Below are 14402 nucleotides of genomic sequence, written 5' to 3'. Positions count from 1 at the left end.
ACGTCAGTCCGGTTACTCGCGGTACATGGGTGCGTCCGAATAGCCGGCCGCTGCATTACGAGGGGAAATCGCTTTGGCGCCAGCGCATCAGCGCCTTGCGCCCCAAATGCCAAGCCAACAGGTGCGGCGGCATGCGCAACCAGTGGGCGCGCACATAGAGCAGCCAGCGAGCGAATCCGCTGCAGGGGCTGTCCAGTGCCGGATGCAGCGGCCGCAAGGCGTGATCGTAAAGCGCGTCGACAAGCGGCCTCGGCGTGTCGGCCGTTGTGCTCACGGCCGGTGTGCCGAGCAGGCGGGCGCATTGATGGCGGGCGAAGGCGAGCGGGGCTTGCAAGTGCAAGGTGGCCGCGCGGGCGTGTAGCTTCGTCAGAAAGCCGGGATCGTTATGGCTAAAGTGGCGAAACAGTCCGTCCAGATCGAGGAGATCCCGAAAGCCGTGCGTCAACTCGCCCTCGTGGTAGAGATGGGTGGCGCTGTGTAGCAGCATATCGGCCGGGCTGAGCACGAACACACCGGGCAGGCCGGCAACTGGCACGGCCTGCTCGAGCATCGTGGCGGGGTCCGGGTCGTAGCGCGCGGTAAGCGGCAGGATGCGGTGGTGGACGTCGACCACCGTGCCGCGCCGCAAATGGCGCATCGGCGGCAGTTCGTGCATCCACTGGCGGTAATAGCGCTGGTCGTAGGCATCGTGGTGGGTGGTGGCCCAGCCGTGGCGCATCAGGGTGGCTTCCACTTCGGCGATCCGGCTCCGCGGGACGAGAATGTCGACATCCGAGAAGAAGCGTCCGCGGGCGAAGGGCAAATCGGCGGCAAGGTAGGCGGCCCCCTTGAGCAGGACGAGCGAAACACCGATGGTGTCGAGCGCTTTGCGTAGGCACTCGATTTCCCAGCGCACCGCGCGGGCCTGACGCGCAGCCAGAGCCCGGCCGGCGGCGATATGCCCCCGGCAGCACGGTGGCAGGGCGTCGGCCGGCAGCCGCTCGGCGGTTGCGGCAAGCAGGCCCAACACATTGGCGCGTCGGGCCAAGCGGATCAGCATGTCCCAGGACGGCAGGTCCAGGGCGGCCAGTTGCTGCGTTTCGCGCAGCAGCGCGGCCAGGGCCGCAGGCGTCCAAGGTTGCGGCTTGCGTTTCATGCTTTCAGCGCTTGGAACCACTCGCCCGCCTCGTCAAGCCGCGCATAACAAAGGTCGAGGGCCGGTGCGTGCGAGACCAGGTCGGCAAGCGCGGTAAAAGCGGTGGTGCCGAGTACATCGTAGTTGAAAGCGTTGTCGATCAGCATTGCCAAGGCTTCCGGGCGCGGGATGCGTTCGGTGTAGAGCTCGCCGTCGGCACGATAGCGCGGCGTGACGATCCATCGCAGCCGCGCCGGCCGGTCGACCTCGGCCACCGCACCCGCGGGCGGCGCCAAGTGGGCGACGGTGCCTTTTTTGGTGTCCGGCACCGGGGTATTGAGCACGGCTTCCGGCAGGCTGTCGCGGATCACGTCGATGGCCGCGTTCTTGAGATTGATCGGTCGTGCAAGGCCAAAGACCCGCCCGCTCGCCGGATCGATCAGCGCCAGCTCGTCCGAGAGCAGCCGCCAGCCGCGGTGAGCGAGGTAAGCGCACAAGGTGCTTTTCCCCGCACCGGGCGGAGCGGGCAGCAACACGGCATCGTCACCACGGGCGAGTACTGCGGCATGCAGCAGCAGGTACTGATGGGCATGGTTGGCAATGCACCAGTTCATGCCCCATTCGAGCAGTGCAAAGGCTTGTGGCGCGGGCAGCGACAAAAAAGGCGCATAACCGTCCAGCCTGAAATCGACCTGTGGGCGCAGCCAACGTCGGAGGCTCGAGGGCCGAACCACCGCGACATGAAAATCGGCAAAAGGCGGGTTGTCGGTGACCGGATGATGGGCGTAGAGCAGCCGGAGGTTTTCTGCGACCACGGCTTCCTTGCTGGCAATGCGAAAAGTGAACGGACCGGTGCGCAATCCTAGGCGCCCTTGTGCGAGCCGGCTCGCCAGGGTTTCAAAAGACAGGGTGCCTAGTGGCACGGTGGGTGCAGGCGTCAAAGGAGGCGTGCTGCGGTCAACTGGTCCAGTGCCGATTCTATCCGCGAACGTTGGCCGGCCACCGTGCGATCCGTCCGTAGCAGTTGCTCGCACACTGCCTCTGGGGAGTTGCCGCATTGCCGGGCGGCGTGGAGGACCGCTACGGTGAAAGGGTCGAGCAGGTGGGTGTCGCCTGCAACGCAGTCATACACCGCTGCGCCGTCATCCCAGAAAAACTCGATCGGCGTGCGGGCAGAGTCGGGCGCCGTTTCAGTAGGTGGCGAGCCCGGTATCCTTGATGTAGGCGACGATGTCACTGGCGTACCAAGGAGTTGCGCCGGCATAGGGGACGTAGTAGCCCTGTGTGGCGTATTCGGCCCACAAATCAAGCAAGCCTTGCTCGGTCATCGCACGAGGATCGATGAGGCCGACACGGATGTTGAGCAGCGCGCCGACGAAGTGAAAGCCGATCTTGGCGGGGTCACGGCCCCCGGTCAGTTGCATCACTTCGAGCAGTGAAAGCGGCTGCCCGTCGGAGCGGTAATAGCGGGCATGGCTGCCGGCGATAAAGTAAGCGTGAAACGGATCCGAAGGGGGAATCGGCCAACTGATGAGCTGGCCCGCTTGGGCGGCGGCATCTTGATCGTAGGCCCAATCCAGATTGCCGTCGGTTTCGTGCTTGGCTTGAGCCTTTTTGGCCCGCGCCCCTTCTTCCGCCATGTTCTTCCACACCCCTGGGGAGCGGCCTTGGCAAATCGGCAACTGGTCGGCCTTATGACTCAAGGTGCCCGACAGGGTCTCGGAAGGGCTGAAACAGGTTTGCGCCAGGACCGGCCGGCTGGTCAGTGTCACCAGCAAGGGCGCCGCCGACAGCCCACCGCGCACCAGGCGCCGGCGCACGCCCGATACCTCGGCAGCCGGGGGCGCTTGTTCGACGCGGGGGTGCAGATCGGGAGTCATGGTCATGTGTCCTGCCTGATGCCTGAGGATGATTCTAGGAGCCTGCCGCCGTGGGTGCCGTGACTCAATGCACGGACACTGCGCCGTTCACAGCAAGCAAAAAAGGCGCCAAGACTTTGCGTTCCTTTTTTTTTCAATGGCTTGTGATAATAATTTGGTCGCGCCGAGGGCGTGCGCCGAGCCGTGCGTCAAAAATGTCGACACCGGTTGTATGGTCTTCGGCCTCCTTCACAGATGCCGTAACCCCAAGGCTTCGTTCAGACGTGTGGCCAAGCGGGTGGCTTCGCCCAGATAGCCGCGGCCGAACAGGTTGAGATGGTTCAGGATGTGGTAGAGGCTGTAGAGCCGTTTGCGCTGTTCAAAGCCTTCATTGAGCGGCGCGCAGCGGCGGTAAGCGGCATGGAAAGCGGAAGGGAAGCCGCCAAAGAGTTCACTCATGGCGATATCGGCTTCGCGGTCGCCGTAATGCACCGCAGGGTCGAACAGCACCGGGGTGCCGTCGGCCAGCACGCCGGCGTTGCCATGCCACAGATCGCCGTGCAGCAGGCTGGGGCGGGGGCGGTAGTCGAGAAAAAGCGCAGGCACGCGTTCGCACAAGCGTTCGCCCTGCTTTTGCAACGTGCCGCTAAACCCATGGGCACGGGCCATGGCCAACTGCGGGCGCAGCCGGTATTCGACGAAAAATTGCGACCAGTTGTCGGCCAGCGTATTGCGCTGCACACTGGCGCCGATGAAGTTGTCCGCATGCCAGCCAAACCGCTCGCTGCAGTGGGCATGCAGCGCGGCCAGCGCCTGACCGAAACGGGCGCCGTCTTCGGCGCTGAGTACCGGGCGCAGCGCCAGGTGTTCCAGGATCAGCACGGCATAGTGTTCATCGGCTGCGCAGCCCAGCACCGCCGGGGTGCGAAAAGTGCCGGTAGCGGCAATGGCGGTCAGACCTTCGGCCTCGGCGGCAAATACCGGCAGCTTGGCGGCGGCATCCAGCTTGACGAAGTAACGCTGGCGGCCGTCGCCGACGATGAAGGTTTCATGCGTACAACCGCCGCGCGCCGCCTCGCACTGACTCAGGCGGAAACCGCTGCCAACCGCTTCACGGATGGCAGTCTCGATTGCGGCGCGGGCGCTGTCGGCTGGCATGGCGATGATCGCCGGAAGGGTCACCCCAGGCGCGCGCGGGCGCGGGCGATGGCCGCACGCACTTGCGCCGTGGCGGTGCCGCCGACATGCTTGCGCGCGGCCAGCGAGCCGTCCACGGTGAGCACCTCGAACACGTCATCTCCCAGGCGTTGCGCGGCGCCAGGCACAGCAGCCATGGCTGCGCGCAGCGCTTCCAGGGTCAAATGGGGCAGATCGCAACCATGCGCTTCGGCCGCACGCACCGCAAGCGCCACCGCCTCATGGGCGTCGCGAAACGGCAGGCCCTTTTTGACCAGATAATCGGCCAGATCGGTGGCCGTGGCAAAGCCTTGGCTCAGCGCCTCGCGCATGGACTCGGCCTTGACCCGGATGCCGCCGATCATGTCGGCGTAAATGCGTAAGGTGTCGATCACCGTGTCGGCGGTGTCGAACAGCGGTTCCTTGTCTTCCTGGTTGTCCTTGTTGTAGGCCAGCGGCTGGGCTTTCATCAGGGTGAGCAGGGCGATCAGGCTGCCGTTTACCCGGCCGGTCTTGCCGCGCACCAGTTCCGGCACGTCCGGGTTCTTCTTCTGCGGCATGATCGACGAACCGGTGCAGAAGCGGTCGGCGAGATCGATAAAGCCCACGCGCGGGTTCATCCACAGGATGAGCTCTTCGGACAGCCGCGACAGATGGGTCATCAGCAGCGCGGCAGCCGCGCAGAATTCGATGGCAAAGTCGCGGTCGCTGACCGCATCCAGCGAGTTTTCGCAGACCTCCTCGAAACCCAGCTCGGCGGCGACGAATTCGCGGTCGATCGGGTAACTGGTGCCTGCCAGCGCGGCCGCGCCCAGCGGCAAGCGGTTGACCCGGCGGCGGCAGTCGGCAAAACGCTCGGCGTCGCGCCGGGTCATTTCGTAATAGGCCATCAGGTGGTGGCCGAAGGTCACCGGTTGCGCAACCTGCAGGTGGGTAAAACCCGGCATTGGCGTGTCGGCGTGGGCTTCGGCCACATCCAGCAGGTTTTTCTGAAAGTCGGCGATCAGCGCCAGGATCTGGTCGATTGCCTCGCGCAGCCACAGGCGGATGTCGGTGGCCACCTGGTCGTTACGGCTGCGTCCGGTGTGTAAGCGCTTGCCGGCATCGCCCACCAGCGCAGTCAGGCGTTTTTCGATGTTGAGGTGCACATCCTCGTCATCCAGGTTCCAGGCAAACTCGCCGCGTTCGATCTCAGCGGCGATCTGCGCCATGCCGCGCTCGATGTCGGCCAAGTCTTGCGCGCCGATGATGCCCTGCCGGGCGAGCATTCTGGCGTGGGCAAGCGAGCCGCGGATATCCTGCGCGGCCATGCGCCGGTCGAAAAATACCGACGCGGTATAACGCTTGACCAGATCGGAGACGGGTTCGGAAAAGCGGCCGGACCAGGTTTTGGCGGCTGACTGGGCAGTGGCGTCTGTCATGATGCTTGTGGCGGGTCTGGTAAAAAGTTTTGGCGATCCGTGGTATCCAGCGCAACGATGGGCGCTTGGCGAGCGCGCAGTATAAAGGAGCCTGCCGCGGACGCACCTCTTTGGCGGGTTTACCTAGCGCCGCAGGCGCGCGTGCAGTTCGGCCAATTGGCGGCGGCTGACCGGGACCGTTTCCGGCAGCCCGGCGATCTCGATCCAATGACGCCCCACGGCATCGCGCTCCAGCGCGCGAATGCGGCCAAGCGCCACCAGCCAGGCGCGGTGCACTCGTAAGAAGCCCGCCGGCTCGAAGCGCTGCGCCAGATTTTTAAGGCTTTCGTCAACAAAATACTGACCATCGCGGGCAAAGACGGTGACACCTTTGTCTTCCGCACGAAAAGCAACGATGTCCTCGGCTGGGAGCAGGCGCGCGCGCCGGCCTGCCGACACCGAAACCCTGGGCGGCTCGATAGCGGATTGCAACGCGCTCGCACTCGCCCGGGTCGGCTTGCGCGCGGCTTCGATGGCGGCCAGCAACCGATCGCGCTCGACCGGCTTGAGCAGATAGCCGGCGGCCTGCGCGGAAAAAGCATCCAGCGCAAATTGCGGATGTGCGGTAACAAAGATCACCGCCGGCGGCGCGGGCATTTCGGCAAGCCAATGCGCGGCCGACAGGCCGTCCTCGCCGGGCATGTCGATGTCCAGAATCACCAGGTGTGGTGCCCTTTGTATGACCATGGCCCGCAGCTCGGCCGCGCAGGCCGCCTCGCCGGTGAGCCGAAGGTCGGCGTGTCCGGACAGCAGCCGGCGCAGGCGGGATCGCGCCAGGGGCTCGTCATCGGCGATCACAATGTCCAGCGTCGTCATCTTAGCGGCTTCCCTTTGGGTCCATTCAACGGCAAGTTCAGCCGGGCAATGAAGCGGCCTGCCTCGATCCGGGTCTCCAGCCCAGCCGCCTTGCCGTGGCAGTCGTAAAGCAAGGCGCGTGCGCCGGCCAAACCAAGGCCATGCCGCACGGTCTGCGGTGTCGGGGCCGTTGGCGGCAAGTCGTTACTCAGCGTAGCAATCAGTTGCCCATTGTGTATCTCGATGGCGATCTGCAAACGCCCACCCTCGGGCCGTTGTGCGATGCCGTGCCGCACCGCGTTTTCCGCCAGCGTCTGCAGGCAAAGCGCAGGCACCGGCACATTCGGCAGCGGCGCTTCCAGCGCCCAATCGACTTGCAGACGGGGGCCAAGACGGATTTCCTCCAGCGCCAGATAGTCGCGGACAAGCGCCAGTTCCTGTTCTAATGGCACGGTGGCGCCGGCTTGCAGATAGCCGCGCAAAAGACGCGACAGCGCGCCGATCATCTGTTCCGCGCGGGCGGCATCCACCGCAACCAGTTCGCTGATGCCATTGAGGCTGTTGAACAAAAAATGGGGTTGCAGACGGGCCATCCACGCCGCCGCCTCCGCGGTCGAGGAGCGCATCCGCCAATGCCATAGGCGTGAAGCCTGCCAGCCGGCAAGCGCCAGCGAGCCGGTCAGAATGACGCCGATGATGAACACATCGGCAAGAAAGTCGCGCCGCGAGGCGTGGATCAAACCCAGCGGCTGCACGAGCTCGAACACCACGCTGCCAACCGCCAACGACCAGGCAAACAGCAAGACCAGCGCGGTCAGAGTTTTCGCCCACGCGTGCGCGCGCAACGGTCGGATGAGCGCACAGACCGCCAGAAACCATGGCAGGATCACCCACAGCGCAAAAAAGCCAAACAGCCCCAACCGTTGCCAACGGCTGCCTTCCGCCCCCGGAGACACCGCCAGCAATGCCGCAGCCCCAACGCCGAGCGCGATGCACACCAGCAGCCCCTCTACACGGCACCCGGTCTGCCACAAAACCGACCGCCGTTCATCCGTCAAAATCGACCGCTCATCCATCCGTACTTGCCTCATCGACGCGCGCCGCGCTAAGGTGCATTCAAACAACATGGTAATCCCTGAGCCAATGTCAGAAAAACCCGAAAAACCCTATGCCGGGCAGCGGCCGCTTACAAACCTGCGGTCACAGGGCGCGGGTTTCACCCTGGTCGAGCTGATGGTCACCCTGGCGGTGCTGGCGATTCTGCTGGGCATTGCGGTGCCGTCGTTTCAGAGCGTGATTCAAAACAATCGCCTCAATACCGCAAGCAATGACGTACTGGGCGCGATGAACTTCGCCAAAGTCGAAGCAATCCGGCGCAACACCACCGTGCGGTTTTGCATCAACCTCGGGTCGGGGGCATGGGTTGTGGAAAACAGCACCGACGATGAGGTGGGCGCGGGCATTCGCGTCGGTGCGGTCCATTCAAGTGTCGGGGTCGCGGTCTCTGAAGGGCTCGATACCGCGACTGTTGCCGGTCATGCCTGCGTGCGCTTTCGCCCCAATGGCACCGCCTCGCCCACCGGAACGCTGGCTTTGAGCTTGGGGCAGGAAACACGCATTGTCACCGTCGAGGTTGGAGTCTTGCATGCAGACTGATTTCGCCCGCCCCGCGCCATCGAGACTGCGGCGCGTTGAGACTGGATTTAGTTTGCTGGAGGTGCTGATCGCCGTCCTGGTGCTGGCCGTTGGTCTGCTGGGCATGGCTGCGTTGCAGATCAATGCACTCAAGAACAACCAAAGCAGCTTTCAGCGCACCCAGGCAGTCATGCTGAGCTACTACATGCTGGATGCAATGCGGGCGAACCGCGATGATGTGGCGTCCGGCAATTATGACCTGGATAAAACCTGTGAGGTGCCAGCGAGCGCCGGCACGCTGGTCTCCAACGATCACCACTTCTGGTTACAGGCCATCAAAGACAACCTCGGCGATGCGCAGACCTCCTGCGGCGAGATCGCCTGCCAGGGCATGACCTGCACGGTGACCATCTTCTGGAGCGACGACCGCGGCACCGGAGGTGCGGCCGAGCAATCCTTCTCCACCTCTACGCAACTCTGAGCGCCATGACGAGCCCGGACATGAATACCCAACGCGGCCTGACCTTGGTTGAATTGATGATTGCCCTGGTGCTGGGCACGGTATTGCTGCTTGGGGTCACCAATGTGTTCATTGCGCAGCGCGAGTCTTTCCGCATCAACGAAAATCTCGCCCGCATGCAAGACAGCGCGCGGATTGCGTTTGAACTGATGGCACGGGAAATCAGAGAAGCCGGCGGCACGCCGTGCGGCACCCCGTTGGTGGCAAACGTGGTCAACGATGCCGATACATCGGACTGGTTGGATTGGAGCGATGGCGGGCTGGAGGGGTTCGAAGGCGGCGTTGCAATGCCGGGGGTTGCATTCGGGGCGGGCACTGCAGCGCGTGTCCTTGGCACCGATGCGCTGAAAATTCGCAGCGGCTCGGTGAATGAAGGGATCGTCATTACCGAGCACACGCCCACCGCGGCACAGTTCAAAGTCAATACCGTCAATCATGGTTTCAATGACGAAGAAATTTTGATGGCTTGTGATTACCGTCAGGCGGCGATTTTTCAGGTTACCAATGCATCGCCGGGCACGAATAACACGATTGTGCACAATAGCGGCGCCGGGAATCCGGGAAATTGTTCAAAAGGCTTAGGTTTTCCCACCGATTGCGGATCTGCAACAGGAAACGAATACAGCTTTGAAAAAAACGGTTTTCTGACCAGACTGTCAGCCACTGCCTGGTACGTGGGCAGCAACGGGAGAGGCGGGCGCTCGCTTTATCGGGTTGAAAACGGTGGTGCTGCGCAAGAAATTGCCGAAGGCGTAACCGATATGCAGCTCCAATATCTCACCCGCACTGGTAACACCATGGCGGACGCTTATGTGGATGCCGATGAAATCGCGTCCTGGGCCAATGATGCGGCCGAGCGGGTGGTTGCCGTTCGTGTGGTCTTGAACCTGGAATCCGCTGACGCGGTTGGCAGCGACAATGCCACCTTGAAGCGTCAATTGATTCATGTGGTCAGCCTGCGTCATCGGGAGAACGTGCAATGAACGGGCAATCTAGCCGTAGGCGGTGTGCGGGCGTGGCCTTGGTGGTGTCTTTGATCTTACTGGTGGTCCTCACCCTGCTGGGGCTTTCCAGCGTACGTACCGTGGCGCTGGAAGAGCGTATCACCGCCAACACATTCGATCGCAGCCTGGCATTTCAGACGGCTGAGGCGGCTTTGCGTGCGGGCGAGATCGCCGCGCAGGCTCAGGCCGATAGCGTCCCCCGCAATGCAGGATTCGATAGCGGTGGCGAATACTCGGATAGCGACGATCAATGCGGAAATTCGCCGTGTCAAAACGGACTGTGTTCGATACCGGACAAAGACTGTCCGGCGCGCTGGGTGGATGAGAACTTTGACGGTTGGGTCGATGCAGCAGGGCTCGGCTTAGGGGGGCTGGCCACGACGCCGCAGTACATCGTGGAGTACCTCGGTAACACGTTCCCGTGCAATATCGATGATCCTGAGGCCGGTGCGCCCAATTGTCGGCGCTATCGGGTTACTGCGCGCAGCCACTCGGGCGGAGACCGCGCCATGGTGATTTTGCAGTCGATTTATGCCACAGAGTGAGAGGTGGATCATGAAATCTAAGGTCAGACCGGCTTCCCGTTGGGCCGGTGTGCAGGCCGGCATGTCGCTGGTTTCGCTGTTTGTGGCGTTGTTTGCCCTTCAGGGCCAAGCGATTGCCGCACCGGCCATCCCGGAGACGCCGCTGGTTGCAACCCAGGCGGCGATTCCGATGAGCATGTTGACGGTGGGTCGTGACCATACCTTGTTTTACGAGGCTTATAACGATGCGAGCGACATCGATGGCGACGGTACCCTGGATATCCGCTTCAAGCCGTCGATCACCTACTACGGCCTGTTCGATTCGACGCTTTGTTACACCTATTCGGGCACCAATGCGCGCGATGACAATACCGGCCTTTTTACTCCTGCGGCCGCTGCCGACGCGCAAGGGCGGTGCACCGGCGGCAGGTGGTCGGGCAACTGGTTGAACTACGTCACCACCAGCCGGATCGACGCGCTGCGCAAAGTTTTTTATGGCGGTTATCGCGAAGTGGATACAGCTTCGCAGACCATATTACGCCGTGCCTATATTCCCCAAGACGCGCACTCTTGGGCCAAGGAATATACTAGTGAAGCGGTGGATGGCTACAAAATCAGCGATTACACCCCCCTTTCTCAGCCAAAATCAGGGCATCGGCATTTTTTCGGAAATTTGTCGGATACGATGGGGCGCGATTGCTCAACCCTGAGCAATTGCAGCGGTCGCCCCCCGCTGTTGCGGGTAATCGAAAACAGTAAAGACAGGCGGGTATGGCAGTGGGCCTCGACCGAACGCCCAGTCCTGCATCATGACAATAATCACAATGGAACACGCAAGGATTACACCGTCCGCGTTGAGGTCTGTACGGCTTCTTTTGCCAATGGCTGCAAGCGCTATCCAAATGGCGCATTGAAGCCAATTGGCTTGCTGCACGAATACGGCGAGAACGATGCCATGTACTTTGGCTTGTTGACCGGCAGTTACAACAAGAACATGTCCGGTGGCGTGCTGCGCAAAGTGGTGTCCTCATTCAAGAACGAAGTCGACCAAAACACCGGGCAGTTCAAGACAAACGCCACCATCGTCAATGCGTTGAATGGGCTGCGGATTCGGGATTTCAATAACACACGTAGCGACGATGCTTATCGTAAAGGCTGGGTGACGACCCGGCCGATGAATAGTGGCGAGTTTGTCGACTGGGGCAATCCGATCGCCGAAATAATGTATGAGACGCTGCGCTATTTTGCCGGTAAAAAGGCTGCAACGTCGGCATTTGCTACATCCGGGGGCTATGATGCGGATATCGGTCTGCCGGTGGCGACCTGGGATGATCCATACCAAAAAGGCAGCGCGGCCAGTGCCCATTGGTGCGCCAAGCCCAATATGTTGGTGGTGTCGGGCATCAATCCCTCGTTTGACTCGGACCAATTGCCGGGAAGCGTCTTTGGCAGTTTTTCAGGCGATCTTACCGGCTTGAATGTTGCCACGATTGCCCAAACGATCACCAATGGCGAGCCGGATGTGGCCGGGATGCGCTTCATCGGCCAGGTGGGCACCGACTACGATGGCGCGCCCACCGCAAAAAACGTGACCACCCTGGGCAATATCCGCGGCTTGGCGCCTGAGGAACCCACCAAGCAGGGCAGTTACTACGCGGCATCGGTGGCGCACTTTGGCAAGACCAATAGTCTTCGTACCGATCTGGAAGGCGAACAGCGGGTCGACACCTACGCCGTTGTACTGAGTTCGCCTCTGCCGCGCATCGTGGCGCACATCGGTGGCAAGGCGATCACCCTGGTACCTTTTGCCAAGTCGGTAGGCGGATCGAGTATTTCCAACACCAAAGGCCAGTTTCAGCCGACCAACCAGATTGTCGATTTCTATGTCGACACCATCGCCAATTCTTCGCCAGAAGATGCGGACCCCACGATCAACGGCGGGCGGTACTTCGCACGCTTTCGGATCAATTTCGAGGACGTGGAGCAGGGCGCCGACCACGACATGGATGCAATCGTGGTCTATGAGATTGCGGTCGAGGCGGATGGCCGCTTGCGCGTCAAGCTCACGCCGGAATATCAGGCCGGTGGCATCCAGCACAGTATGGGCTACATCATTTCCGGCACAACAAAGGACGGTGTGTACCTGGTTGTGCAGGATGAGAACGTGGATCGGTATTACTACTTGAACGTTCCGCCGGGTCTGGAACCGGGTGCTTGCGATGTCAGCAGCCCGCCCGCTTCATGCAATAAACTGCCCTACACCGGAGGGCCGGCGGCTTCTGGCTTGCGTTATAGCGAGCGCTTTTTCACCCCCGGGGCGTCTTCGGCCAGCTTGCTTCGCGACCCCTTATGGTACGCGGCCAAATGGGGCGGATTCGTCGATCGCAATAGCAATGGGCGCCCCGATTTGGCGGAGGAATGGGACGCCGATGGTGACGGCGTGCCGGATACCTATTTTCTCGTTCAAAACCCGCTGCGTCTCAAAGAGGCGCTCAAGCGCAGTTTCGATACCATCATCGAACGCAGCGCGAGCGCGGGCAACATCACCTCCAACGGTCAGCAGTTGCGTGCGGAAAGCCGGGTCTTCCAAACGCAGTTCAATAGCGCCACCTGGGATGGCGAGTTGTTGGCGTATGACGTTGGGGCTTCAGGCGTGAGCGATTCGCCGGCCTGGCGTGCCTCAGCGCTGCTGCCGGCGGCAGCGTCTCGCAATATCTTTACCTGGAAGGATGCGAGCACCAAAGGGATCGCGTTCGAATGGGCTCAGCTCAGTTCCACCCAGCAGAGCAAGCTTGGCACCAGCGCGATACTCAATTACCTGCGCGGCGACCCGAGCAATGAAAAACAGTCCGGTGGAACGCTGCGCTCGCGGGTCAAGAAGCTGGGCGACATCGTGCATTCTTCGCCCTACTACGTCAAAGATACCGATACGGTTTATGTGGGCGGCAACGACGGCATGCTGCATGCGTTTTCCGCAAGCTCCGGGGTGGAATTGTTTGCCTATATTCCAGCACTGGTTTTTGACAAACTCGCTTCGCTGGCGTCTCCGGACTACCAGCACACCTATTTTGTAGATGGCGATATCGCGGTCTCGACCCGCACCGAGACATCGGGTCAGAACATTTTGGTGGCATCCACCGGGCGAGGCGCAAAAGGGCTGTTTGCGCTGGATGTAACCGATCCGGGCCGCTTTGAAGCGGCGGATGTGCTGTGGGAATACTCGGCGGCCAGTGACAACGATTTGGGCTTTGTGCTTGGGCGCCCACAGATTGCAAAGCTGGAAAACGATGTGACCGCAGTGATACTGGGCAACGGGCATAACAGCGTCAATGGGCGTGCGGTGCTGTATCTGATCAACTTGGCCACCGGTGCGCTGATCAAGAAAATCGACACCGAAGCGGGCGGAGACAATGCCCTGTCGACTCCCGCGTTGCTCGATAGCGACAACAACGGCAAGGTGGACACCGTGTATGCCGGCGATCTCAAAGGCAATGTATGGCGTTTTGATCTGAGTGGCAGTAATCCGGCTCAATGGAAATCCTACTATCGGTCAGGCAGCACACCACAGCCGTTTTTTACTGCGCGTGATGCCGACAACAACCCGCAGCCGATTACCGCGCAGGTGACCACCGGGATCAATACCGTGACCAGCGACACACTCAACTATGGCAAGCGCTATATCTTTTTTGGCACCGGCAGCTATGTGTATGCCAACGACCCGTCAGACCAGAAAGTACAGACCTGGTACGGACTGATCGATGAGGACGCGCGGATCACCGGCGGGCGGGCGAGCCTGGCGCAACGGACCATCGAGACTGATGGCACCGTGGGCAGCTATGCAGTACGGGTGTTTTCAGAGGCAACCGAAGGCGACATGGTCGGCAAAAAGGGCTGGTATGTAGACCTCAAGGACCCCGACCCGCGTGGTGAGCGGATTGTGACCCGCTCGGTGCTCTATCGTCTTCTGGAGCCGGTGTTGATTGCCAGCAGCATCATCCCGGATCCCGACCCCTGCGTGGCGGGCGGTTCCGGCTTTATCAATGCCATCAATCCATTCACCGGCGGTCGTTTGCTGTATCCGCCGTTCGATTTGAACAATGATGGCAGATTCAACGATGACGACAAACTGGGCGGCGGCGATGACAAAGACGTGGTCGGGTCGGTTGATCTTGGCGTCGGCATGCCTGGAGAGGCCACCTTGGTCGGTGACCGTTTGGTGGTGGGCGGCTCGACCGGTGAGATCGAGGATATTCGCGTCAACATCGGTTCCAAGCGCCTGGGACGTATCTCCTGGCGCGAAATCGTGAGGGATTGA

Annotated in this window: 13 protein-coding genes; 5 read left to right on the top strand and 8 right to left on the bottom strand. The window is 61.6% G+C overall.

Annotation, left to right across the window (positions count from 1 at the left end):
• Positions 1–55: 55 nt before the first annotated feature.
• From DIE29_RS11935 to DIE29_RS11900, 8 genes are all read right to left on the bottom strand, one after another.
• Complete coding sequence (locus tag DIE29_RS11935) at positions 56–1135, bottom strand: nucleotidyltransferase domain-containing protein (protein ID WP_114650000.1); 1080 nt, start codon at positions 1133–1135, stop codon at positions 56–58.
• Positions 1132–2037 (bottom strand): HprK-related kinase A, encoded by a 906-nt coding sequence (locus DIE29_RS11930; protein ID WP_162860629.1) that lies wholly within the window; start codon positions 2035–2037, stop codon positions 1132–1134. Before DIE29_RS11930 ends, DIE29_RS11935 begins: the two co-directional genes overlap by 4 nt.
• 14 nt (positions 2038–2051) lie before the next feature.
• Entirely contained in the window at positions 2052–2378 is a 327-nt protein-coding gene (locus DIE29_RS15005; protein ID WP_102042565.1) for an HPr-rel-A system PqqD family peptide chaperone, read from the bottom strand.
• Positions 2305–2994, bottom strand: a complete 690-nt coding sequence (locus DIE29_RS11920; RefSeq protein ID WP_158640333.1) for a hypothetical protein — start codon at positions 2992–2994, stop codon at positions 2305–2307. Before DIE29_RS11920 ends, DIE29_RS15005 begins: the two co-directional genes overlap by 74 nt.
• Before the next feature lie 228 nt (positions 2995–3222).
• Positions 3223–4131, bottom strand: a complete 909-nt coding sequence (locus tag DIE29_RS11915) for a fructosamine kinase family protein (RefSeq protein WP_102043284.1) — start codon at positions 4129–4131, stop codon at positions 3223–3225.
• A gap of 20 nt (positions 4132–4151) precedes the next feature.
• Positions 4152–5570, bottom strand: coding sequence for an argininosuccinate lyase (argH, locus tag DIE29_RS11910; protein ID WP_114649998.1), 1419 nt, complete (start codon positions 5568–5570; stop codon positions 4152–4154).
• A 123-nt stretch (positions 5571–5693) separates the two neighbouring features.
• Entirely contained in the window at positions 5694–6425 is a 732-nt protein-coding gene (locus tag DIE29_RS11905; protein WP_114649997.1) for a LytR/AlgR family response regulator transcription factor, read from the bottom strand.
• The gene (locus tag DIE29_RS11900; RefSeq protein WP_162860628.1) at positions 6422–7402 is read right to left on the bottom strand and encodes a sensor histidine kinase; all 981 of its coding nucleotides are present in this window, start codon (positions 7400–7402) and stop codon (positions 6422–6424) included. Before DIE29_RS11900 ends, DIE29_RS11905 begins: the two co-directional genes overlap by 4 nt.
• Between DIE29_RS11900 and DIE29_RS14630 the strand changes: the two genes are divergently transcribed.
• From DIE29_RS14630 to DIE29_RS11875, 5 genes are read left to right on the top strand one after another with little or no spacing between them, the layout of a single operon-like run.
• Positions 7395–8060, top strand: a complete 666-nt coding sequence (locus DIE29_RS14630) for a GspH/FimT family pseudopilin (RefSeq protein ID WP_158640331.1) — start codon at positions 7395–7397, stop codon at positions 8058–8060. The two genes, DIE29_RS11900 and DIE29_RS14630, sit on opposite strands and share 8 nt — an antisense overlap.
• Positions 8050–8520 (top strand): type IV pilus modification protein PilV, encoded by a 471-nt coding sequence (gene pilV, locus DIE29_RS11890; protein ID WP_102042559.1) that lies wholly within the window; start codon positions 8050–8052, stop codon positions 8518–8520. The genes DIE29_RS14630 and pilV overlap by 11 nt, the downstream gene beginning before the upstream one ends.
• A gap of 20 nt (positions 8521–8540) precedes the next feature.
• Entirely contained in the window at positions 8541–9542 is a 1002-nt protein-coding gene (locus DIE29_RS11885; protein ID WP_237269455.1) for a PilW family protein, read from the top strand.
• Positions 9543–9574: 32 nt separating this feature from the next.
• Entirely contained in the window at positions 9575–10108 is a 534-nt protein-coding gene (locus DIE29_RS11880; RefSeq protein WP_237269454.1) for a pilus assembly PilX family protein, read from the top strand.
• Positions 10109–10118: 10 nt separating this feature from the next.
• Positions 10119–14402 (top strand): pilus assembly protein, encoded by a 4284-nt coding sequence (locus DIE29_RS11875; protein ID WP_237269453.1) that lies wholly within the window; start codon positions 10119–10121, stop codon positions 14400–14402.

Origin of the sequence: Pseudothauera hydrothermalis (genome assembly GCF_003345255.1) — a bacterium.
GTDB classification, from domain to species: Bacteria; Pseudomonadota; Gammaproteobacteria; order Burkholderiales; family Rhodocyclaceae; genus Pseudothauera; species Pseudothauera hydrothermalis.
Note: the sequence above shows the minus strand (reverse complement) of the source record. Positions and strands in the feature narration are given on the sequence as shown.

What these genes read in the sequence shown, in the direction of transcription:
- DIE29_RS11935 (WP_114650000.1), bottom strand. Translation starts at nt 1,135, where the DNA reads ATGAAACGCAAGCCGCAACCTTGGACGCCTGCGGCCCTGGCCGCGCTG.
- DIE29_RS15005 (WP_102042565.1), bottom strand. Translation starts at nt 2,378, where the DNA reads ATGCCGGCGCAACTCCTTGGTACGCCAGTGACATCGTCGCCTACATCA.
- DIE29_RS11920 (WP_158640333.1), bottom strand. Translation starts at nt 2,994, where the DNA reads ATGACTCCCGATCTGCACCCCCGCGTCGAACAAGCGCCCCCGGCTGCC.
- DIE29_RS11915 (WP_102043284.1), bottom strand. Translation starts at nt 4,131, where the DNA reads ATGCCAGCCGACAGCGCCCGCGCCGCAATCGAGACTGCCATCCGTGAA.
- argH (WP_114649998.1), bottom strand. Translation starts at nt 5,570, where the DNA reads ATGACAGACGCCACTGCCCAGTCAGCCGCCAAAACCTGGTCCGGCCGC.
- DIE29_RS11905 (WP_114649997.1), bottom strand. Translation starts at nt 6,425, where the DNA reads ATGACGACGCTGGACATTGTGATCGCCGATGACGAGCCCCTGGCGCGA.
- DIE29_RS14630 (WP_158640331.1), top strand. Translation starts at nt 7,395, where the DNA reads ATGCACACCAGCAGCCCCTCTACACGGCACCCGGTCTGCCACAAAACC.
- pilV (WP_102042559.1), top strand. Translation starts at nt 8,050, where the DNA reads ATGCAGACTGATTTCGCCCGCCCCGCGCCATCGAGACTGCGGCGCGTT.
- DIE29_RS11885 (WP_237269455.1), top strand. Translation starts at nt 8,541, where the DNA reads ATGAATACCCAACGCGGCCTGACCTTGGTTGAATTGATGATTGCCCTG.
- DIE29_RS11875 (WP_237269453.1), top strand. Translation starts at nt 10,119, where the DNA reads ATGAAATCTAAGGTCAGACCGGCTTCCCGTTGGGCCGGTGTGCAGGCC.